Annotated in this window: 21 protein-coding genes and 1 tRNA gene; 10 read left to right on the top strand and 12 right to left on the bottom strand. The window is 56.1% G+C overall.

Annotation, left to right across the window (positions count from 1 at the left end):
* Positions 1 to 619: 619 nt before the first annotated feature.
* Positions 620 to 1,459, bottom strand: coding sequence for an AAA family ATPase (locus OAN307_RS13925; RefSeq protein WP_015500326.1), 840 nt, complete (start codon positions 1,457 to 1,459; stop codon positions 620 to 622).
* Between the two features lie 192 nt (positions 1,460 to 1,651).
* On the opposite strand from OAN307_RS13925, the gene dksA reads away from it, so the two are divergent.
* Both dksA and OAN307_RS13915 read left to right on the top strand, forming a co-directional pair.
* Positions 1,652 to 2,074 carry an RNA polymerase-binding protein DksA gene (dksA, locus tag OAN307_RS13920; RefSeq protein ID WP_044043761.1) on the top strand — a complete coding sequence of 141 codons (423 nt, stop codon included), beginning with the start codon at positions 1,652 to 1,654 and terminating at the stop codon, positions 2,072 to 2,074.
* Between the two features lie 23 nt (positions 2,075 to 2,097).
* A complete protein-coding gene (locus OAN307_RS13915; RefSeq protein WP_051068012.1) occupies positions 2,098 to 3,291 on the top strand; it encodes an FAD-dependent monooxygenase in 1,194 nt (397 codons plus the stop codon).
* A gap of 2 nt (positions 3,292 to 3,293) precedes the next feature.
* Here the strand turns inward: OAN307_RS13915 and xth are convergent, their stop codons facing one another.
* Positions 3,294 to 4,094, bottom strand: a complete 801-nt coding sequence (gene xth, locus OAN307_RS13910) for an exodeoxyribonuclease III (RefSeq protein ID WP_015500323.1) — start codon at positions 4,092 to 4,094, stop codon at positions 3,294 to 3,296.
* 92 nt (positions 4,095 to 4,186) lie between these two features.
* Positions 4,187 to 4,513: a HesB/IscA family protein gene (locus OAN307_RS13905; protein ID WP_044043758.1), complete on the bottom strand. Its 327-nt coding sequence runs from the start codon at positions 4,511 to 4,513 to the stop codon at positions 4,187 to 4,189.
* A 90-nt stretch (positions 4,514 to 4,603) separates the two neighbouring features.
* Here OAN307_RS13905 and OAN307_RS13900 point away from each other — a divergent pair, with 90 nt between their 5' ends.
* A complete protein-coding gene (locus OAN307_RS13900; protein WP_015500321.1) occupies positions 4,604 to 5,740 on the top strand; it encodes a deoxyguanosinetriphosphate triphosphohydrolase in 1,137 nt (378 codons plus the stop codon).
* A gap of 72 nt (positions 5,741 to 5,812) precedes the next feature.
* On the opposite strand, the gene OAN307_RS30755 is transcribed toward OAN307_RS13900, so the two are convergent.
* Positions 5,813 to 5,938 carry a hypothetical protein gene (locus OAN307_RS30755; RefSeq protein ID WP_275450609.1) on the bottom strand — a complete coding sequence of 42 codons (126 nt, stop codon included), beginning with the start codon at positions 5,936 to 5,938 and terminating at the stop codon, positions 5,813 to 5,815.
* A 233-nt stretch (positions 5,939 to 6,171) separates the two neighbouring features.
* Between OAN307_RS30755 and argS the strand changes: the two genes are divergently transcribed.
* From argS to OAN307_RS13870, 6 genes are all read left to right on the top strand, one after another.
* On the top strand, positions 6,172 to 7,908 hold the full coding sequence (gene argS / locus OAN307_RS13895; protein WP_015500319.1) for an arginine--tRNA ligase: 1,737 nt from the start codon (positions 6,172 to 6,174) through the stop codon (positions 7,906 to 7,908).
* Between the two features lie 125 nt (positions 7,909 to 8,033).
* Positions 8,034 to 9,077, top strand: coding sequence for an SPOR domain-containing protein (locus tag OAN307_RS13890; protein WP_015500318.1), 1,044 nt, complete (start codon positions 8,034 to 8,036; stop codon positions 9,075 to 9,077).
* Positions 9,078 to 9,111: 34 nt separating this feature from the next.
* Positions 9,112 to 10,113: a glycoside hydrolase family 3 N-terminal domain-containing protein gene (locus OAN307_RS13885; protein ID WP_015500317.1), complete on the top strand. Its 1,002-nt coding sequence runs from the start codon at positions 9,112 to 9,114 to the stop codon at positions 10,111 to 10,113.
* A 29-nt stretch (positions 10,114 to 10,142) separates the two neighbouring features.
* Positions 10,143 to 10,922, top strand: a complete 780-nt coding sequence (locus OAN307_RS13880; protein WP_015500316.1) for a segregation and condensation protein A — start codon at positions 10,143 to 10,145, stop codon at positions 10,920 to 10,922.
* The gene (gene scpB / locus OAN307_RS13875; protein WP_015500315.1) at positions 10,919 to 11,602 is read left to right on the top strand and encodes an SMC-Scp complex subunit ScpB; all 684 of its coding nucleotides are present in this window, start codon (positions 10,919 to 10,921) and stop codon (positions 11,600 to 11,602) included. The genes OAN307_RS13880 and scpB overlap by 4 nt, the downstream gene beginning before the upstream one ends.
* A 90-nt stretch (positions 11,603 to 11,692) precedes the next feature.
* Positions 11,693 to 11,890, top strand: coding sequence for a hypothetical protein (locus OAN307_RS13870; protein WP_015500314.1), 198 nt, complete (start codon positions 11,693 to 11,695; stop codon positions 11,888 to 11,890).
* Between the two features lie 36 nt (positions 11,891 to 11,926).
* On the opposite strand, the gene OAN307_RS13865 is transcribed toward OAN307_RS13870, so the two are convergent.
* The 8 genes from OAN307_RS13865 to OAN307_RS13830 all read right to left on the bottom strand — a co-directional run bounded on the left by OAN307_RS13865 (position 11,927) and on the right by OAN307_RS13830 (position 17,431).
* Positions 11,927 to 13,003 carry a 2'-deoxycytidine 5'-triphosphate deaminase gene (locus tag OAN307_RS13865; RefSeq protein WP_015500313.1) on the bottom strand — a complete coding sequence of 359 codons (1,077 nt, stop codon included), beginning with the start codon at positions 13,001 to 13,003 and terminating at the stop codon, positions 11,927 to 11,929.
* Positions 13,004 to 13,069: 66 nt separating this feature from the next.
* A tRNA-Pro gene (locus tag OAN307_RS13860) sits at positions 13,070 to 13,146 on the bottom strand.
* A gap of 69 nt (positions 13,147 to 13,215) precedes the next feature.
* On the bottom strand, positions 13,216 to 13,887 hold the full coding sequence (locus tag OAN307_RS13855; protein ID WP_015500312.1) for a MerR family transcriptional regulator: 672 nt from the start codon (positions 13,885 to 13,887) through the stop codon (positions 13,216 to 13,218).
* An 11-nt stretch (positions 13,888 to 13,898) separates the two neighbouring features.
* Positions 13,899 to 14,201, bottom strand: a complete 303-nt coding sequence (ihfA, locus tag OAN307_RS13850) for an integration host factor subunit alpha (RefSeq protein ID WP_015500311.1) — start codon at positions 14,199 to 14,201, stop codon at positions 13,899 to 13,901.
* Between the two features lie 93 nt (positions 14,202 to 14,294).
* Positions 14,295 to 15,266: a beta-ketoacyl-ACP synthase III gene (locus OAN307_RS13845; protein WP_015500310.1), complete on the bottom strand. Its 972-nt coding sequence runs from the start codon at positions 15,264 to 15,266 to the stop codon at positions 14,295 to 14,297.
* Entirely contained in the window at positions 15,263 to 16,393 is a 1,131-nt protein-coding gene (gene plsX / locus OAN307_RS13840) for a phosphate acyltransferase PlsX (protein ID WP_015500309.1), read from the bottom strand. Before plsX ends, OAN307_RS13845 begins: the two co-directional genes overlap by 4 nt.
* Before the next feature lie 27 nt (positions 16,394 to 16,420).
* The gene (gene rpmF, locus OAN307_RS13835) at positions 16,421 to 16,627 is read right to left on the bottom strand and encodes a 50S ribosomal protein L32 (RefSeq protein WP_044043755.1); all 207 of its coding nucleotides are present in this window, start codon (positions 16,625 to 16,627) and stop codon (positions 16,421 to 16,423) included.
* Between the two features lie 177 nt (positions 16,628 to 16,804).
* The gene (locus tag OAN307_RS13830; protein WP_015500308.1) at positions 16,805 to 17,431 is read right to left on the bottom strand and encodes a YceD family protein; all 627 of its coding nucleotides are present in this window, start codon (positions 17,429 to 17,431) and stop codon (positions 16,805 to 16,807) included.
* 80 nt (positions 17,432 to 17,511) lie between these two features.
* On the opposite strand from OAN307_RS13830, the gene OAN307_RS13825 reads away from it, so the two are divergent.
* A complete protein-coding gene (locus OAN307_RS13825; protein WP_333783171.1) occupies positions 17,512 to 17,985 on the top strand; it encodes an outer membrane protein assembly factor BamE in 474 nt (157 codons plus the stop codon).
* Positions 17,986 to 17,993 lie beyond the last annotated feature (8 nt).

Here is a 17,993-nt window from a genome sequence, read left to right as displayed (position 1 = left end):
TCATCTGTCCACATCCGTCGTGCCCGCACATTGAGTGTGCGTGACGTCTGCTGCCTGGCAACTGGCATTTTAGCCTTGGTCAACTCTGCTCTCCATTTAACTCAGTGCCGATCTGCCAGCGGACTGAGGCCTGAGTTGGGGCGGAATTGGACAATTCCACGACCCTCATGCTCGGGCCCTTTATTTAGAAGGGAGTTGGGGGTGTCTTTTCACGTGCTAAATATGCGCCACATAGAAATGCTGGCGGAGTGTGTGTCATAAGACTCAATAGGTTAGTGGCTGTTGTTGATGTAACCACTAGATATGGGATGCATCGGTTTTGGGGGAGCAGCTCGCCTGATTCGGCAACTTTCAGTACAATATTGATGTCATCAACCAATCCCAGGATACGTGGATGAAACGCCCGATGAATGTGATGCCTGATCATGTGGTGCATGCGATAACAGCTGCGGGTCTGCAAGGTGCCTGCGGCGCGCGGCCAAGGTATCAACGCAACGATTAACCTAGCCAGATTGCGCCTGCAAAACGCGCCGACGCAAACGACAAGCGATTGTAGCAGATGTTGGCAGATCTGCGGTCGGGCGACGTTTATATGAAGATGACATGGTGCGAGAAATAATTAGCGCTGGCTGCGGGCCATGAACGCAAGACGTTCAAACAAATGCACGTCCTGTTCGTTCTTCAGCAACGCGCCGTGCAGTTTTGGCAGGGCAGATGCGCCATCGCGTTTTAGGTCTTCGGACGTCAAATCCTCTGCCAGCAGCAGTTTCAACCAATCCAGAACCTCGGATGTGCTGGGCTTTTTCTTTAGCCCCTGTTGGTCGCGGATTTCGTAGAATTGCGTCAATGCGGTGGTGAGCAAAGCGTCCTTGATGCCGGGGTGGTGGACGTCTACGATTTTGCGCATCGTGTCGATGTCGGGAAACCGGATGTAGTGGAAAAAACAGCGGCGCAGAAACGCATCGGGCAATTCTTTTTCGTTGTTGGATGTGATGATCATGATCGGTCGGTGCAGGGCCTTTACGGTCTGGCCAGTTTCGTAGACATGGAATTCCATCCGGTCGAGTTCTTGCAGTAGATCGTTGGGAAATTCGATGTCGGCCTTGTCGATTTCGTCGATTAACAAAACAACCCGCCCGTCTGCTTCGAACGCTTGCCATAACTTGCCGCGTTTGATGTAATTGGCGACATCATTGACCTTAGCATCGCCCAACTGACTGTCGCGCAAACGGCTGACGGCATCGTATTCATATAGGCCCTGCTGCGCCTTTGTGGTTGATTTTATGTGCCATTCGATCATCGGCAAACCCAGTGCCGCACTTACTTGCCGCGCGAGTTCGGTTTTGCCCGTCCCGGGTTCGCCCTTGACCAACAACGGGCGTTCCAGCGTGACAGCCGCATTCACGGCAACGGTCAGATCGTCCGTTGCGACATAAGATTCAGTTCCAGTGAAACGCATTTCTGACCTGTGTGTTGTGTTTGACGATAGTGTTAACGGTAACACCTCACTAAGCGGCTTCAACCCCTGAAAAGGTGATCCACAAGGGGGTGACAGCCTGCTCTTGAGGGTTTAAAGGAACCCCAAAGAGGGAGGCGTATATTGCCAAACCATCAAAATTCAACTGCAGTTTCCACCCCCAAGGGAGCGAATATGAAAGCCGAAACTTTCCTGCCGGATGATTATGTACCGGTCGATTCCGAACCGTTTATGAATGACAAACAGGTTGAGTATTTTCGCCGCAAGTTGATTAACTGGCGTGGCGAAGTTCTGGAAGATAGCCGCGACACGATTGAGTCGATGAAAGATGGCACGCGCAATATTCCAGATGTTGCTGACCGCGCGTCTGAAGAAACCGACCGTTCGCTTGAACTTCGCACCCGTGACCGTGAACGCAAACTGGTGTCCAAAATCGACGGGGCTTTGCGCCGCATCGACGAAGGCGAATTCGGATATTGCAGCGTTACGGGCGACCCGATCAGCCTGAAACGGCTGGATGCGCGTCCCATCGCCACCATGAGCCTTGAGGCGCAAGAGCGCCACGAGCGCAGTGAACGGGTGCATCGCACCGACTGATCCGCAGGAAAAATGTGGGGCGAATGTTGCAAAAACATGACGTGAGGTCCGACGGAGCATCGAGCGCTTCTAGCAATTTGAGCGGCAAACGCGTTGTTGTTATTGGCGCTGGAATCGGTGGGCTGACGGCTGCATTGGCCTTTGCGCAACGTGGCGCGGACGTCCACGTTTATGAACAAGCATCGGCGTTAAACGAGGTTGGCGCAGGAATCCAATTGGCCCCGAACGGGGCGCGGGTTCTAGCGGCACTTGGGTTGGCCGATGACATGGACCACCGCAGCATTATCGCGCAAGCCGTGATGCCGACTGATGCCCTAAGTGGCAAAGTGATCGCGCAGTTTGATCTGTCCAGCCAAGTGCCGCCCTATCGGTTTTTTCACCGCGCAGCATTGGTGGATCTGATCGCGCAAGCGGCACAGACACAGGGCGTTGATATTTCGTTTGGTGTGCGCGTCGAGAGCATCGCCAAAGACGGGGCGTTGAACACCAATATTGGCAAAATACCCTGTGATTTATGCGTCGGTGCGGATGGCATTCATTCGATTTCGCGATTGTTTTTGGGCAATACTGCGGAGCCTGAGTTTACCGGTCAAGTCGCATGGCGGGCCACGATTGCAGCCAAAGATGTCGCACCCGTTGCGCGTATCTGGATGGCCCCGAACCGGCATGTTGTGACCTATCCATTGACTGATAACACTCTCAATATCGTGGCTGTGCAAGAACGCGACACGTGGGCCGAAGAGGGTTGGAAGCATGCGGATAACCCTGAAAACCTGCGGGCTGCATTTGACGATGTCTGCCCAGAATTACGGGAGATATTGAGCCACGTTAGCGAGACATATTTGTGGGGGCTATTTCGCCATCCCGTTGTGAAACGCTGGCATAATGACCGCTTGGTGGTTCTTGGGGATGCGGCGCATCCGACGCTGCCGTTCTTGGCGCAGGGTGCGAACTTGGCGATCGAAGACGGGTATGTGTTGGCGCGCTGTTGTGATGAGATAGATGATCTGGACGCCGCGTTGTCGCGATTTCAATTGCTGCGCCGCGCGCGTGTCAGCCGCACAATTGCGGCTGCCAATGCCAATGCGCGCAATTATCACCTGTCAGGTATCAGGCGAAGAGTGGCCCATACTGGATTGAAAACGCTTGGTTTAATTGCACCAAACACCTTTCTGAAACGGCTGGATTGGCTTTACGGGTATGATGTGACCAAGTGACGTCAGGCGTCCAATTCGACCCAGACGGGAACGTGGTCTGACGGCTTTTCACGCCCGCGCACACCACTTTCGATCCAAGCGTCTTTCAGCAGGTCAGCGCATTGATTTGACAGCAAAAAATGGTCGATGCGGATGCCGTCATTCTTGTCCCATGCCCCCGCTTGGTAATCCCAGAACGAATAGTGGCCACTGCCCTGATGACAGGCGCGGAACGCTTCTGTGAGGCCGAGGTTTAACAGGCGGCGAAACGCGGCGCGACTGTCGGGGCGAAACAGCGCGTCATCGGTCCACACATTGGGGCGTGCGGCGTCTTCTGGTTGGGGGATTATGTTGTAATCCCCTGCCATTAGGAAGGGTTCTTCAAGTGCCATGAGCTGCTGCGCACGCGTCTTAAGGCGATCCATCCAGCGCAATTTGTAATCGTATTTCGGCCCCGGTGCGGGATTGCCATTGGGCAGGTATAAGCCACAGATTCTAATGGCTTTTTCACCAATAACAGTCGCTTCGATGTAGCGGGCTTCGATGTCATCGACACCTTCGCGGCCCGCGCCTGCTGCGTCGGGCAGTCCACGGCTGATGTCTTCGAGAGGCAATTTCGATAGGATCGCGACGCCGTTAAAGCCTTTTTGTCCATGTGTTTCAACGCGGTAGCCAAGGTTCTCAAAGTGTTCGCGCGGGAAACCTTCGTCGACGGATTTGATTTCCTGTAGCAGGGCAACGTCGGGTTTTGACGCCTCAAGCCAGTCGGTCAGCGCACCGATGCGCGCCTTAACGCCGTTGATGTTGAATGTCGCAATTTTCATCTGTGCCCCCGAACTTTGACCCTGTTTTGCCTGTCAAATTGGGGAGGCACAAGGCGTACACAACTTGTACACACAGCGTGCATACGTTTGCCCTACATTGAGAAGCTAACGCCGCAGCCACATGAGCTTGAGGCGTTGGGATTTTCGATTACAAACCGCGCGCCAATCAGTTCTTCGGTGAAATCAATCGTGGCGTCGGACAGAAATGGCAGGGAGATGGAATCGATCACCACCTTCTGACCGGAGCCTTCAAGGATCAGATCGTTGTCTTTCGCTTCGTCCAGATCGATTTCATACTCAAAACCCGAACAACCACCGCCCTTCACGCCGATGCGCAGGGCTTTGCCGTCCGCGTTTGCGCCGATTTCGGAAAGACGTTCAAAGGCGCGTTGGGTAACTTTGGGGGGGAGCGTGAGCATTTTTTCGGGCCTGTTTGTTGGGCTGTACTTACAATATAGGGGTGACAGGCAATGGCGGCAAGGCAGTGGCGCTGATATAAGGGGACAGACATGGTAGCTTCGTACGCGTGCAGCCCCGCGACCACACGCGGGCGGCTTTTTGGCGAGGAGGAGAGCGAGTTTCGTTCCGGGTTCCAGCGCGACCGTGACCGGATCATTCATTCATCGGCATTTCGCCGCCTTAAACACAAGACGCAAGTGTTCGTGGAACATGAGGGCGACTACTTTCGCACGCGGCTGACCCATTCGATTGAGGTCGCACAAGTGGCGCGCACGATTGCGGGCGCGTTGGATTTGAACCCTGAACTGACCGAGGCGGTGGCGCTGGCCCATGATCTTGGCCACACCCCGTTCGGGCATACCGGCGAAGATGCGTTGTCGATATTGATGGCGCCCTACGGTGGCTTTGATCACAATGCGCAGGCCATTCAGATTGTCACGTCACTGGAGCGCCATTACGCGGAGTGGGACGGGTTGAACCTGACGTGGGAAACGTTGGAGGGCATTGCCAAGCATAATGGTCCTGTTGTCGATCCGGTGCCCTATGCGCTGTCCGATTATAACGCGGTGCACGATCTGGAATTGCACACCCATGCGTCAGCCGAGGCGCAGTCTGCCGCGCTGTCTGATGATATTGCCTACAATCACCACGATATCCACGACGGGCTGCGCGCCGAGCTGTTTAGCACTGACGATTTGCTGGGTTTGCCGATTGTTGGCGATTGTTTTCGAAAGGTGGATGCGAAATATCCTGGTCTTGATAAATACCGCCGCCACCATGAGGCGTTGCGGCGATTTTTTGGCATATTGGTTGAGGATGTGATTGGGGTCAGTCGCGCAAATCTGGCCGATCTTGATCCCAAAACCTGCGCCGATGTGCGCGGCGCAGGGCGGATGATGGTGCAGTTTTCGCCAGATCTGTGGGCTGATTTGAAGGTTGTGCGCAAATTCCTGTTCAGCCAGATGTACCGCGCGCCAAGCGTGGTGAAAATGCGAGCTGAGGTGACGCAGGTGGTCGAGGACCTGTTTCCGTTGTTCATGTCTGACCCCAGCCATCTGCCAAAGCAATGGCGCAAGGACGTCGCGGCGGCGAACGGTGAGACGGCACTGGCACGGATTGTGTCGGATTATATTTCGGGGATGACGGATCGGTTCGCGATTGAAACCCATGCGCGGCTGGTGGGGTAGGGACTGTGTCGTGCGACGTTACGGTGCGCAGCCGCGGACCAGTACGATTACAGCCAGATAAGTCACGATGAATTAGAACACGTCTGTGCTTAAGAATTGATTGTCGGTGTCAAAGGCATCCACTTGGTTCAGCGCGGTTTGCGGGCCAGTGGCAGTGAGCGGTGGATACAGCGTCCATCCGACGCCAGTTCCTGTCATCTTGCGTCATTGGGACCTGCGCGAGTAGCAGCAAAGTGGCTGTCGCGAGGCTGACGATCATGCCGATACCAACGTACAGCCCCGCGCGCGCAGCGCCTTTGGTGCGGGCGCAGCGATCATCGTCGTGCAGAGCGGCATTACCACAAGATAGCAAAACAAGCTGTGGGTCATGGAACCCTCGTTGACGTGGGGTATGATGGTGCTAAACCGACAGTCCGCAAAAAGGAAGCACCATGAACCTGTTCGCCGATATCCGCGCAGCTGTGATCGACTGTTTGAACGTTCTGACCAATGATGGGGTTTTACCCGCTGGCTTGGACTTTGCTAACGTCACAGTTGAACCCCCGCGAGACGCAACACATGGTGATATGGCCACGAATGCGGCGATGGTATTGGCCAAGCCTGCGGGCCTGAAGCCGCGCGATATTGCGGAGGCGCTGGCCGCAAAATTGCTTGCTGATCGCCGCATCATGAGCGCGGATATTGCCGGGCCGGGGTTCTTGAATCTCGCGCTTGACGCGGGCGTTTGGGCTGGTGTGGTGCGGGCCGTTCTGACGGACGGCGATTTTGGTAAGTCTAATTTGGGCACCGGTTTAAAAATAAACGTCGAATATGTCAGCGCCAACCCGACGGGACCGCTGCATGTTGGCCACACCCGAGGTGCGGTATTTGGTGACGCGTTGGCGTCCCTGCTGGCCTATGCGGGTTATGACGTCACGCGGGAATATTATATCAACGACGGTGGCGGGCAGGTCGATGTTTTGGCGCGGTCTGTCTATTTGCGCTATTTGGAAGCCCACGGTCAGGCCGTCACATTCGAGGATGGAACCTACCCCGGTGAGTATTTGATCAAAGCTGGGCAGGACCTGAAGACGAAGGTTGGCGATGCTTATGTGGGGCAGGGCGAGGACGTTTGGCTGGACGACGTTCGCGACTTTGGCACGCAAGCGATGATGGCGTTGATCCGTGAGGATCTGGACATGCTTGGTGTTAAAATGGACGTGTTTTATTCCGAAAAATCGCTGTATGGCACGGGTCGGATCGAAGCAGCGATTGCGGATTTGAAAAGCAAGGGCCTGATCTACAAAGGCACGCTTGAGCCGCCCAAGGGCAAGCTGCCCGAGGACTGGGAACCGCGCGAACAGACGTTGTTCAAATCAACTGATTTTGGCGATGATGTGGATCGGCCCATCCAGAAGTCAGATGGTGCGTGGACCTATTTCGCGCCAGATATTGCCTATCATTTTGACAAAGTTTCCAGAGGGTTCGACGCCCTTATTGATGTATTTGGTGCGGATCATGGTGGCTACGTTAAACGGATGAAGGCGGCTGTCGCGGCTTTGTCGGACAATGCCGTGCCGCTGGATATCAAGTTGACGCAACTGGTGAAGCTGTACAAAAACGGTGAGCCGTTCAAGATGTCCAAACGGGCGGGCACGTTTATTATGTTGCGCGATCTGGTGGATGAAGTCGGGCCTGATGTGACGCGGTTCCACATGCTGACGCGCAAGAATGACGCGCCGCTTGATTTTGATTTCGACAAGGTGACGGAACAGTCAAAAGACAATCCGGTGTTTTATGTCCAATACGCCAGCGCACGGATTCATTCGGTGCTGCGCAAAGCCGCTGAAGCGGGCGTTGATGTGGGAGATTTGGCAATTGCCGATCTGTCGCTGGCGACCCATCCAGCGGAATTGGCGATGGCTGCCAAATTGGCGGAATGGCCACGGTTGGTTGAAATTGCCGCCAAAGGACATGAGCCACACCGCATCGCATTCTACCTCTATGACCTCGCGTCGGAACTGCATGGGCTTTGGAACCGTGGCAATGACGATGCGTCGTTGCGTTTCCTGCAAGTCGACAACATCCCTGCAACACAGGCGAAAATCGCGCTGATCAAAGCTGTAAGCGTTGTAATTTCTCACGGTTTGTCTATTCTTGGTGTAACTCCAGCGGAAGAGATGCGCTAAAGCGCACGTGTCTGGGGCCAGGGGCTAGAGCGCGATCCGAAAAGTGTGAACCGGTTTTTGGACAAATTGGGCGTTTAAAAGACGGTAATATGCGGGGTTTTTTTCCCGCGCAGTGAGGCAGGTATATGGCAGATTATGCAGCGGGCCTTAACGGGTCGGGCATCAGGATTCCGACGACACGTCAAGCGGGCAAATACGTCAACGTCGTAGCGGCGGTGGTTTCCATCGCGCTTGTTGGCGGGGTCGGGGTCTGGGGTTACAGGCTTTTGGTGCGCGACGTCACTGGCGTTCCAGTCGTGCGGGCCTTGGAAGGTGAGATGCGGGTGGCACCAGACAATCCCGGTGGCGAAATTGCAGCCCATGTTGGATTGTCAGTGAATTCGGTTCCAGCACTCGGTGGTGCGGCTGAACCTGAGGATCGACTGGTGTTGGCCCCGGGCAATGTTTCGCTACGGGCTGAGGATCTGGAAGTCACATCAGTCGCCGAGGCAGGTGAAGTCGTGTCTACTGGGCAAGACCGGCTGGGTGTTGCGGTGACCACATCCCTGTCAATCGATGAATTAGACGCGCCCGAGCGTGCGGGCGCGCAGTTTGCGGCCCTTGCGACGCCTGTTGATCCATCTGTGCCGCTCACGGTGGCGGATGTCTTGGCGTTGGCGGACCAGATTGCGGCTGGTGCTGTGCCGTTTACAAACCTTGCCGACGGCGTAGATGTGCCCATTGAGGTTGCGGTGAACGGCGTGGTTGTGAACCCCGATATTATTCCCGATGCAGTGCCCGGTGTGCGCCGATCAGTGCGCCCGACGGCGCGACCTGCGAACCGTCCCGTGGCTGTGGCAACGCTTGTTCCAGCAGCGGTAACGACGTCCAGTGTCGCAACACCTGTGACGGGTGAAGTCACGACGGCAGATGTCCCTGTTGGCACCAATTTGGTGCAGCTTGGTGCGTTCGACAGCGCGGATGTTGCGGCCACCGAATGGGCACGTATGACGCAACGCTTCCCTGATTTTCTTGACGGTAAAGACCAGATTATCCAGCAAGCCAATTCCGGTGGGCGCACGTTCTTTCGCCTGCGTGCCATGGGGTTCACGGACCTGAGCGACGCGCGGCGGTTTTGTTCGGCATTGTCTGCCGAAGGTGCGGCCTGTATTCCAGTGGTGGTGCGTTGATGAAAGTCGGACGCAAATGAAAGGCGTGCGTTAAATGCAATTTGGCGCGGCGATTTTCGGCCCTGAGGGGCTGCGTATCACCGACTGGGAACGCGCCTATTTTCGCGAATATGGGCCGTTCGGGTTCATTCTGTTCGCCCGCAATATCGACACCCCTGACCAAGTGCGCCGGTTGTGTGATGATCTGCGGGCTGCGGCGGGGCACGATGCTGTCATTCTGATAGATCAAGAAGGCGGGCGGGTGCAGCGGTTGCGCGCGCCCCACTGGCGCCAGTGGTTGCCACCCCTAGAACAGATGCAAATTGCCACTGATCCGATTCGCGCGCTGTGGCTGCGGTATCGTCTTATCGCTGCAGAATTGCGCGACGTCGGGATTGATACCAACTGCGCGCCAATCGCTGATATTACCGCCCGCTTGACCCATCTGTTCCTGCGCAACCGCTGTTATGGCGACGACGCGGTCACGGTGATGGATGCGAGCCGTGCGGTGTCTGATGCGCATTTGGCGGGTGGTGTTTTGCCCGTGATCAAACACATCCCCGGACATGGGCGTGCCAGCGTGGACAGCCACAAGGATTTGCCACGGGTCACGGCCGCGCGCAGCGATCTGGAAGCGCAGGATTTCGTGCCGTTCAAGGCATTGTCGGACCTGCCGATGGGCATGACGGCGCATATTGTATTTGAAGATATCGACGACAGCGCACCTGCCACGACGTCGCGCGTGATGATGGATCTGATCCGCAACGACATCGGGTTCAATGGCTTGTTGATGACCGATGATATCGGAATGGAGGCCCTGTCAGGTGATGTGGCGCAGCGCAGCCGCGCATCGATCGCGGCTGGGTGTGACGTGATCTTGCATTGCTGCGGTGACGCGGCTGAAATTGTGCAAGTCGGGCAGGCTGCTGGGCAGATGAGCGATGCAGCCCAATCACGTGCAGACGCCGCGTTGATGATGCGTAAAACCCCCATGCCCGTTGACATTTCGGCCTTGTCAGAGGAATTTGACCACCTATTAGGAGCGGGTGCCGAATAGGGCCTTCCGACTGGAATTTACGGGGTTTCATGTCCAACGCGACCATATTCGAGTCTGACGTCAGTGACCGCGTTGCCGCGGAAGCGTTGATTGTTGATGTGGACGGGTTTGAGGGGCCACTGGATTTGCTGTTGACCCTTTCACGCACCCAAAAGGTCGATTTGCGTCAGATTTCTGTACTGGCGCTGGCGCAACAATACCTCGCGTTTATTCATAAGGCCCGCGGTTTGCGGCTGGAATTGGCGGCGGATTATCTGGTCATGGCTGCGTGGCTGGCGTTTTTGAAATCACGTTTGTTGTTGCCCCCCGATCCGAATGAGGACGGGCCATCGGGCGAAGAATTGGCGGCGCATCTGGCATTTCAACTTGAACGGCTTTCGGCAATGCGCGAAGCGGCGGCAAAGTTGATGGCGCGCGATCAGCTGGCGCGCGATTTCTTTGCCCGTGGCATCACTGAAGACGTGACGCGCACGCGTCGCGTGACCTACACTGCGACATTGCTTGACCTGATGCAGGGCTACGCGCGGATCAGGACCAAAGATGAATTTCGCCCCTTCGTGTTGGACCGTGAAAAGGTCTTCACCATGGAAGAGGCACTGAGCCGTCTGCGTGGGCTGATCGGTTTTGCAGGGGAGTGGACAGATATCCTGTCGTATCTGCCCGAAGGCTGGGAAATTGACCCAGTGAAACGGCGATCCGCCACCGCATCAACCTTTGCCGCGTCGCTTGAATTGGCCAAAGAAGGTAAGATTGAAATGCGGCAAGGCGATGTATTTTCGCCCATTCAGATCAGAAAGAAAGACCGATGAGCGAGCAGAGCACAGAGGCGCAAGCGTTTGAAAAAAAAGAAGAAAGCCTGTTCGAAGCCCCGCCTATGGGGGAACAGGAACGCATGGTCGAGGCGATTCTTTTTGCCAGTGCTGATCCAGTTACGGTCAAGGAATTGGAAGGCCGGATGCCCCATGGCTGTGACCCCGCCGAGGCGCTGGTTTACCTGCGCAAACGCTACGACGGGCGCGGGGTGTCCTTGGTCAGGATTGGCGATGCATGGGGTTTGCGCACCGCGCCTGATCTGGGATTTTTAATGCAAAAAGAAACGGTTGAAACGCGCAAACTGTCGCGCGCTGCCGTCGAAACGCTGGCGATTGTGGCCTATCACCAGCCTGTCACCCGCGCCGATATCGAGGAAATTCGCGGTGTCAGCGTCAGCCGTGGCACGGTCGATCAGTTGATCGAATTGGAATGGATCAGGTTTGGGCGGCGGCGCATGACGCCTGGGCGTCCTGTCACATTCGTGGTGACGCAAGATTTCCTTGATCATTTCGGCCTAGAAAGTGCGCGCGATTTGCCAGGGCTTCAGGAGTTGCGCTCTGCGGGTCTGCTCGAAAGCCGGCCCGCGCCGGGCATGGTCGACGGGGATGTGGATGATGATGACGGCAGCGACGTTGAAGATGACGACGATCAGAGCGAGATGTTTGACGAGGCTTGAAAAGTGCCATCAATTTGCCCAAATTTTAAGGGATTGTTGTGATTATGGCCCAAAGGCCTATATAAAGGGTATCCATAGAAGGACGATCCAATGGAACGAATTATAAGCATGATCCTGCGTCGCCTTTTAAGTAAGGGCATTAACAGCGGTATTCGCGCGGCCACGAACCGTGGCAACCGCAAACAGGATCAAACCCAGGAAGAGCGGGATCTGGAACGTCAGGGAAAGCAGACATCGCGTAGTTTACGCCAAACGAGCCGATTTGCGCGGCGTTTTACCAAGTTTTAACGCAGATCAGATGACGCCGTAACGGTCCAAATGGGATCAAGATTTGAAGTGCTTGGACAACTTGAGGCCCTGACCCTGATAGTTGGATTTGATGTCTTGACCATAAAGTGCTGCGGGCGTTTGTGACATGTGTTCATAGACCAGCCGCCCCACGATTTGCCCATGTTCCAGTACAAAAGGCGCTTCGTGACAGCGCACTTCGAGCACGCCGCGTGATCCAGCGCCGCCAGCACTGTCCCAGCCAAAACCAGGATCGAAGAACCCCGCGTAATGCACCCGAAATTCACCGACCATCGCAATGTAGGGCGCCATTTCTGCTGCACAATCGGGTGGGATCGCAATCGATTCGCGGCTGACCAGAATATAGAATGCACCGGGATCAAGAATGATGTGACCGTCGGTCGTGCGCACTTCTTCCCAAAAATCGGCCGGTTCGTAGTGGGCAACTTGCGCCAGATCGATAACGCCCGTGTGCGGTTTGGCGCGGTAACCGACCAGATCACCGCTTTGTGGTTTCAGATCAACGGAAAACCCTAGCCCATCCGAGATGACAGCTTCGCCATCAACGATAGGGGTTTTCGCATGAAGCGCGATAAGGTCGGTGTCATTGATGAAGGTCTTGCCGTTGCGAAAGATTATCTGGTTCAACATCAATCCGGGACGCACGAGCACAGAAAAAGAACGCGGGCAAATTTCGACAAAAAGCGGGCCTGCGTAGCCTTTTGGCACACGATCAAATTCGACGCCGTTGTCGGTGATGATCCTCGTCAACAGATCAAGCCGTCCAGTCGACGATTTAGCACTGGCCGCGGCAGTCATGGTGTCGGGCAGGGCGAGCGATTCGAGCAGGGGCACGACATAGACGCAATTTTTCTCAAGCACGGCGCCATCTGTCAGGTCAATTTCGTGCATGGTGAATTGTGCAAGGCGGTCCGTCACAGATTGACCGCGCCCTGTCAGAAACGACGCGCGAACACGATATGCAACGTGACCAAGCCGCAGATCAAGCGAGGCGGGCTGCACTTGTCCAAGTTCAAAACCGGCAGATGCAGTGATGGCACCACCATCGATTAAGGCGCTGATTTGAGTGTCGGAAAGTACGCCGTTTTTCATCGCAAACCTCTGATATCAGATGCAAAAACGCCCACCTGCGCGGTTGCGCGGTGGGCGGTTATATTTTGGTCGGGCCAGCAGGACTCGAACCTGCGACCTTCCGTCCCCCAGACGGACGCGCTACCAGACTGCGCCATGGCCCGACTTGAATTTCGTCATATCGCAAATAGGGCGCGGGGCAAGGTGAAAATCGCATAAACCGGACCAAGCGATCAGCGCAAACTAATGCTGTCACGCAGATTTTGCATCCGGTCAAGAAGTGGGGCAATGGCCTCGGCCTGCGCCGCGAGTTTGGCGTGCGACGCCTTGTGCAGCAAATGAAACAGGCGCGCGGTCGCTTTGCTATCCTTGTCGGAAGGGTCAGCGGGAACGTTGACGGCTTTTGCACTACGCTGCGCGGCAACGCGCGGGTCCGTTTGATCGCTTGGCGTGGCTTTGGGAGCAAGATCAAGCGACAGCACGGGGCCTTTTGGTGCTGGATCCGGCAGGGTGACTACGTTTGTGATCTCAACTTCAAGCGGTGTGGTTGCTTCGGCTGTTGGTGCTGCGTCAATGGGCAAAACGTCGACTGCGTCGGTGTCCAATTTAGTCGCGTCTTGGGCTGCCAACATGGCTGCGGCCCCGAGGCTGCCTACGTGCTTAACGCCTTGTTCGCGAAGAAGCTTTTGCGCACCTTTGATCGTCATTCCGTCATCGTGCAGCAGTTTTTTGATACCTGCCAACAGGTCCAAGTCGGTGGGGCGGTAGTAGCGCCGACCGCCTGCGCGTTTGACAGGTTTGACTTGGCTGAACTTGCTTTCCCAAAACCGCAATACGTGGGCTGGGGTGTCCAGCTCATCCGAGACTTCGGAAATTGTGCGGAATGCGTCAAGGGATTTGGACACGCCCTGGGACCCTAACCTTTGTTGCCCGCAGCGACGCGGTCTTTCATCAAATGGCTTGGGCGAAAGCTCAGCACGCGGCGCGGCGTGATTGGCACTTCTTCGCCGGTCTTGGGATTGCGGCCGATGCGGGCCGCCTTGTCGCGGATCGAAAAGGTTCCGAAGGATGAAATCTTAACGCTATCGCCCCCCGCGAGCGCGTCAGACATTTGCGTTAAAACGCTCTCAACTAGATCGGAGCTTTCATTGCGTGACAGGCCCACTTCTTCATGTACCGCGTCCGCTAGGTCCATACGCGTTAAAGTTTTATCGGTCATGATATCCTCCTTGTTAATTATCAACTTTAGGCTATGGGCAAAAGCTAAGTCAATAACAAGGGATTGTCGGGTGACATTGAACTTGAAAACCCGCTACCAGCGCAAGACGACCGCGCCCCAAGCCAAGCCGCCGCCAATCGCTTCGGTGACAACAAGATCGCCAGGCTTAACTTGGCCGCGTTGCACCCCGACGGACAGAGCCAGTGGGATCGACGCGGCGGACGTGTTGCCGTGGTCCTGAACGGTCACAACAACCCGGTCCATCGGCACACCAAGCTTTTTGGCAGTCGATTGGATGATGCGGATATTGGCCTGATGGGGGACGACCCAGTCGACGTCGTCGTGGCCAAGCCCGGCCTTTTGCAGCGCCGTTATGGCCGTCGAGGCGAGCTTTTCGACCGCGTGGCGGAACACCTCTTTGCCCTGCATGCGCAACATGCCGGTGTTCTGTGTCGACACGCCGCCGTCGACATACAGCAGATCACAATAGGTTCCGTCAGAATTAAGGTCGGTCGCAAGGATGCCGCGATCATCGGGATTGTCGGCACCATCGGTTGCTTCCAAAACCAACGCGCCCGCGCCGTCGCCAAACAACACGCAGGTGCCGCGGTCGGTCCAGTCCATGATCCGGCTGAAAGTTTCGGCGCCAATGACCAACACGCGTTTGGCTTGGCCCGATAGGATCAAAGCGTTTGCATTGGACAAGGCGAAAACGAATCCTGCACAAACTGCTTGGATATCAAAGGCATATCCAGTGGTGTTGCCAATATTGCGTTGCACCATTGTGGCGGCGGATGGGAATGTCAGATCGGCCGTAGAGGTCGCCAATATGATGGCGTCAATATCGGACCCATCCAGGCCAGCGTCCGACAGGGCGGCTTTGGCGGCGCGGGTCGCGAGGTCGGATGTTGTTTGGCCTTGCGCGGCGAAATGGCGGCGTTCGATGCCGGATCGTGCCTTAATCCATTCGTCTGTGGTGTCGAGCGAGGCTTCAAATTCCGAATTCGGAACGACGCGGTCGGGCAGGTAGTGGCCGACGCCGCGAACGATTGCGCGAATGGTCATTTAATGCCGGTGTCCTTTTTCAAGATTGTCTTGGCCACCAGTGGGCCCGTGTCTGCGTTACTGGTCGCTGTGTCATCTTGGCCAAGGGCCGCGGCCGTTGCAACCCGCGCTGCCAGCTTGTCGGCAAAGCCGGACCGCCCAAGCTGAGCGGCGAGTGCGACGGCGGCTGCGACGCCGGTTTCGTCCGCGCCGCCATGGCTTTTGATGACGGTGCCGTTCAGACCAAGGAACACACCACCATTGACGCGGCGCGGGTCGATCTTTTTCTTCAGGCGGCTGAGGGATGTTAGCGCGAGCAGCGCTGCGATGCGCGAAAACCATGTGGTTTTGAACGCGGCACGCAGCGATTCGGAGATGAAATTCGCCGTGCCTTCGCCGGTTTTCAGCGCGACGTTGCCGGTAAACCCGTCCGTGACGATCACATCTACGCGCGCTGAGGGAAGATCGCCGCCTTCAACGAATCCCACATAATCAAATTCGCCAAGGGGTGCGGCGCGGGCGATGATGTCGTTGGCGACTTTTAATTCGGCGCGGCCTTTGTGTTCTTCTTTGCCGACGTTCAACAATCCGACACGCGGGCGATCCAGCCCCAAACCGTTGCGCGCATACGATGCCCCCATGAGCGCATAGGTCAAAAGGTCTTCTTCGTCGGCCCGAATATCTGCACCTGCATCCAGCATCACGTTAAAGCCAGCGGCGTTGCGCGAGGGCCAGAGGCAGGCAATGGCGGGGCGGTTCACGCCTTCGGCTTTGCGCAGGCGGATCATCGACACCGCCATCAACGCGCCGGTATTGCCACAAGACACACACACGGCGGCGTCTTTGTTGCGCACAGATTCTATGGCCGACCACATGGATGTCGATTTGCCGTGGCGCATGACGTGGCTTGGCTTGTCGGACATCGCAACCACGTCGGGCGCATCAACGATTGTTACTGATTTAGAGAGTTTTCGCTTGGTGATCAGCGGTTCAAGCTCCGCCTCGGGCCCGTGTAGCAGGATGTGCGTGTCACGGTTTTGGCGCAAGAAAAGCGCAAGACCCGCGACAATCGGCGCGGGTCCTTCGTCGCCGCCCATGGCGTCAACGGAAATAACAAGCGGCGCTGTTGATTGGTCAGTCGCGGACATAGTGTTCCTTTCGACAGACCTTAATGCTTACGCCGCGTCTTCGTCCAGATCGATTTCGTCGGCCTGTGCGATCACTTCGCGTTCTGCGTATTTGCCGCAAGACGGGCAAACGTGGTGTGGGCGCTTTAGTTCACCACACGATGTGCACTCGTTCGGGTTTGCCCCGTCAAGAGCATGGTGGGACCGACGGTTGTTCCGGCGGGATTTGGAAATTTTATTCTGTGGGACAGCCATGTCGCAACCTCGGGTAGTGGGTCCTTTTATCGTAAGATGGACCGCGTGAATTTCGTGCTCTCGATAAGCGTTCGGTCGGGCTTTAGGTCATAACCGACAGCCTGTCGAGACTTGATCTGAAAGAAGGCGTGAAGATACGGCGATTTCGCTTTTGCGCAACCTCTTTCAGGGGAGATGTTAATCGTCGTCTTTGTCGCTGTCAGTGCCTGTGTTGTCACCTGTGTCGTCACCTGCATTGGCGCCCCTATTTGCAGCCGCTGCACGCAGGGCCGCAAGACCGGCGAAGGGGCGCGCATCCTCATCGGTCATGACGGATTTTCCGGGTTCGGTGACGCCGACCGCCTCCGCTTCAATACCATCTTTGCGCGGGTAGGACGGCATCGTGAGAACAAGGGCTTCGGTGATGACATCTATCAAATCGAGGATTTCTGGCAAAGGATCTGTGGTATCGTCCTCGATCATCTCAACTTCTGTATCGTCGGCTTTATCGTCAGCGGCGTCGTTGCGTTTGTCAAAATCCGAAATGTAGGACCGGGAGATCTGTTCATCAATGCGGGTGGTCACGGGGTCGAGCGAAATAACGCAAGCCTGACTGACGGTGGCGCCCAAAGTCGCTTCGATCCGCCAGTCGCGTTTTCCCGTGGGAATCAGTGAGCCATCAAAATGCAGCTTCTTAACTTGCAGCACACGAATGGTCTTTGCGATTGCTTTGCGGCCGTCGCTGTCGGGTTCAATCGTGAAATGTGTTCGTTTGCGTGTTGGTAGGTCCGCAAAGCGGATGGGATGGTTCGGCAGATCGGACATGTGCGGGCACCCTTGAATTTCGTCTCACAATGGCTGTAAATGCGTTAAAAGCCATCAGAAGCCAAGACAGGATTATCAGGGTGCAGATACGCATGGAAATCACAGGTCGCAAAACGCGCGCAGCACTGGTCGCGTGTGTGTTGATGATGTCGGTAGGGTGCACGACGCTTTACCGCAATCACGGCTACACACCGACCGATGATCAATTGGCAGAAGTGCTGGTTGGCGTTGATACGCGCGACTCGGTTGTTGATGTGATCGGGCCGCCCACGGCGGGTGGTATGACCAATGGTGGAGGCTATTTTTACGTGCAAAGCCGCTTCCGCCTGCTTGGGCCGTTAGAGCCGCAGGAAATTGACCGCGAAATTGTGGCGATCCGATTTGACGACACGGGCGTTGTGTCCAATGTGGAACGCTTCGGGCTTGAGAACGGCAATGTCGTGGCCTTGTCGCGCCGCGTGACGCAAGACAACGTGCGCGACACCACATTCATTCGCCAGTTGTTTGGGTCCATTGGGCGGTTTAACGCTGGTGACTTCTTGGGTGACGGGTGAAGGCGCAT

Source organism: Octadecabacter antarcticus 307 (genome assembly GCF_000155675.2).
GTDB lineage: Bacteria > Pseudomonadota > Alphaproteobacteria > Rhodobacterales > Rhodobacteraceae > Octadecabacter > Octadecabacter antarcticus.
Note: the sequence above shows the minus strand (reverse complement) of the source record. Positions and strands in the feature narration are given on the sequence as shown.

Bases quoted from the DNA above. Each gene is read 5' to 3' on its own strand.
- OAN307_RS13925 (WP_015500326.1), bottom strand. From the start codon at position 1,459: ATGCGTTTCACTGGAACTGAATCTTATGTCGCAACGGACGATCTGACC.
- dksA (WP_044043761.1), top strand. From the start codon at position 1,652: ATGAAAGCCGAAACTTTCCTGCCGGATGATTATGTACCGGTCGATTCC.
- OAN307_RS13915 (WP_051068012.1), top strand. From the start codon at position 2,098: ATGTTGCAAAAACATGACGTGAGGTCCGACGGAGCATCGAGCGCTTCT.
- xth (WP_015500323.1), bottom strand. From the start codon at position 4,094: ATGAAAATTGCGACATTCAACATCAACGGCGTTAAGGCGCGCATCGGT.
- OAN307_RS13905 (WP_044043758.1), bottom strand. From the start codon at position 4,513: ATGCTCACGCTCCCCCCCAAAGTTACCCAACGCGCCTTTGAACGTCTT.
- OAN307_RS13900 (WP_015500321.1), top strand. From the start codon at position 4,604: ATGGTAGCTTCGTACGCGTGCAGCCCCGCGACCACACGCGGGCGGCTT.
- OAN307_RS30755 (WP_275450609.1), bottom strand. From the start codon at position 5,938: ATGACAGGAACTGGCGTCGGATGGACGCTGTATCCACCGCTCACTGCC.
- argS (WP_015500319.1), top strand. From the start codon at position 6,172: ATGAACCTGTTCGCCGATATCCGCGCAGCTGTGATCGACTGTTTGAAC.
- OAN307_RS13890 (WP_015500318.1), top strand. From the start codon at position 8,034: ATGGCAGATTATGCAGCGGGCCTTAACGGGTCGGGCATCAGGATTCCG.
- OAN307_RS13885 (WP_015500317.1), top strand. From the start codon at position 9,112: ATGCAATTTGGCGCGGCGATTTTCGGCCCTGAGGGGCTGCGTATCACC.
- OAN307_RS13880 (WP_015500316.1), top strand. From the start codon at position 10,143: ATGTCCAACGCGACCATATTCGAGTCTGACGTCAGTGACCGCGTTGCC.
- scpB (WP_015500315.1), top strand. From the start codon at position 10,919: ATGAGCGAGCAGAGCACAGAGGCGCAAGCGTTTGAAAAAAAAGAAGAA.
- OAN307_RS13870 (WP_015500314.1), top strand. From the start codon at position 11,693: ATGGAACGAATTATAAGCATGATCCTGCGTCGCCTTTTAAGTAAGGGC.
- OAN307_RS13865 (WP_015500313.1), bottom strand. From the start codon at position 13,003: ATGAAAAACGGCGTACTTTCCGACACTCAAATCAGCGCCTTAATCGAT.
- ihfA (WP_015500311.1), bottom strand. From the start codon at position 14,201: ATGACCGATAAAACTTTAACGCGTATGGACCTAGCGGACGCGGTACAT.
- OAN307_RS13845 (WP_015500310.1), bottom strand. From the start codon at position 15,266: ATGACCATTCGCGCAATCGTTCGCGGCGTCGGCCACTACCTGCCCGAC.
- plsX (WP_015500309.1), bottom strand. From the start codon at position 16,393: ATGTCCGCGACTGACCAATCAACAGCGCCGCTTGTTATTTCCGTTGAC.
- rpmF (WP_044043755.1), bottom strand. From the start codon at position 16,627: ATGGCTGTCCCACAGAATAAAATTTCCAAATCCCGCCGGAACAACCGT.
- OAN307_RS13830 (WP_015500308.1), bottom strand. From the start codon at position 17,431: ATGTCCGATCTGCCGAACCATCCCATCCGCTTTGCGGACCTACCAACA.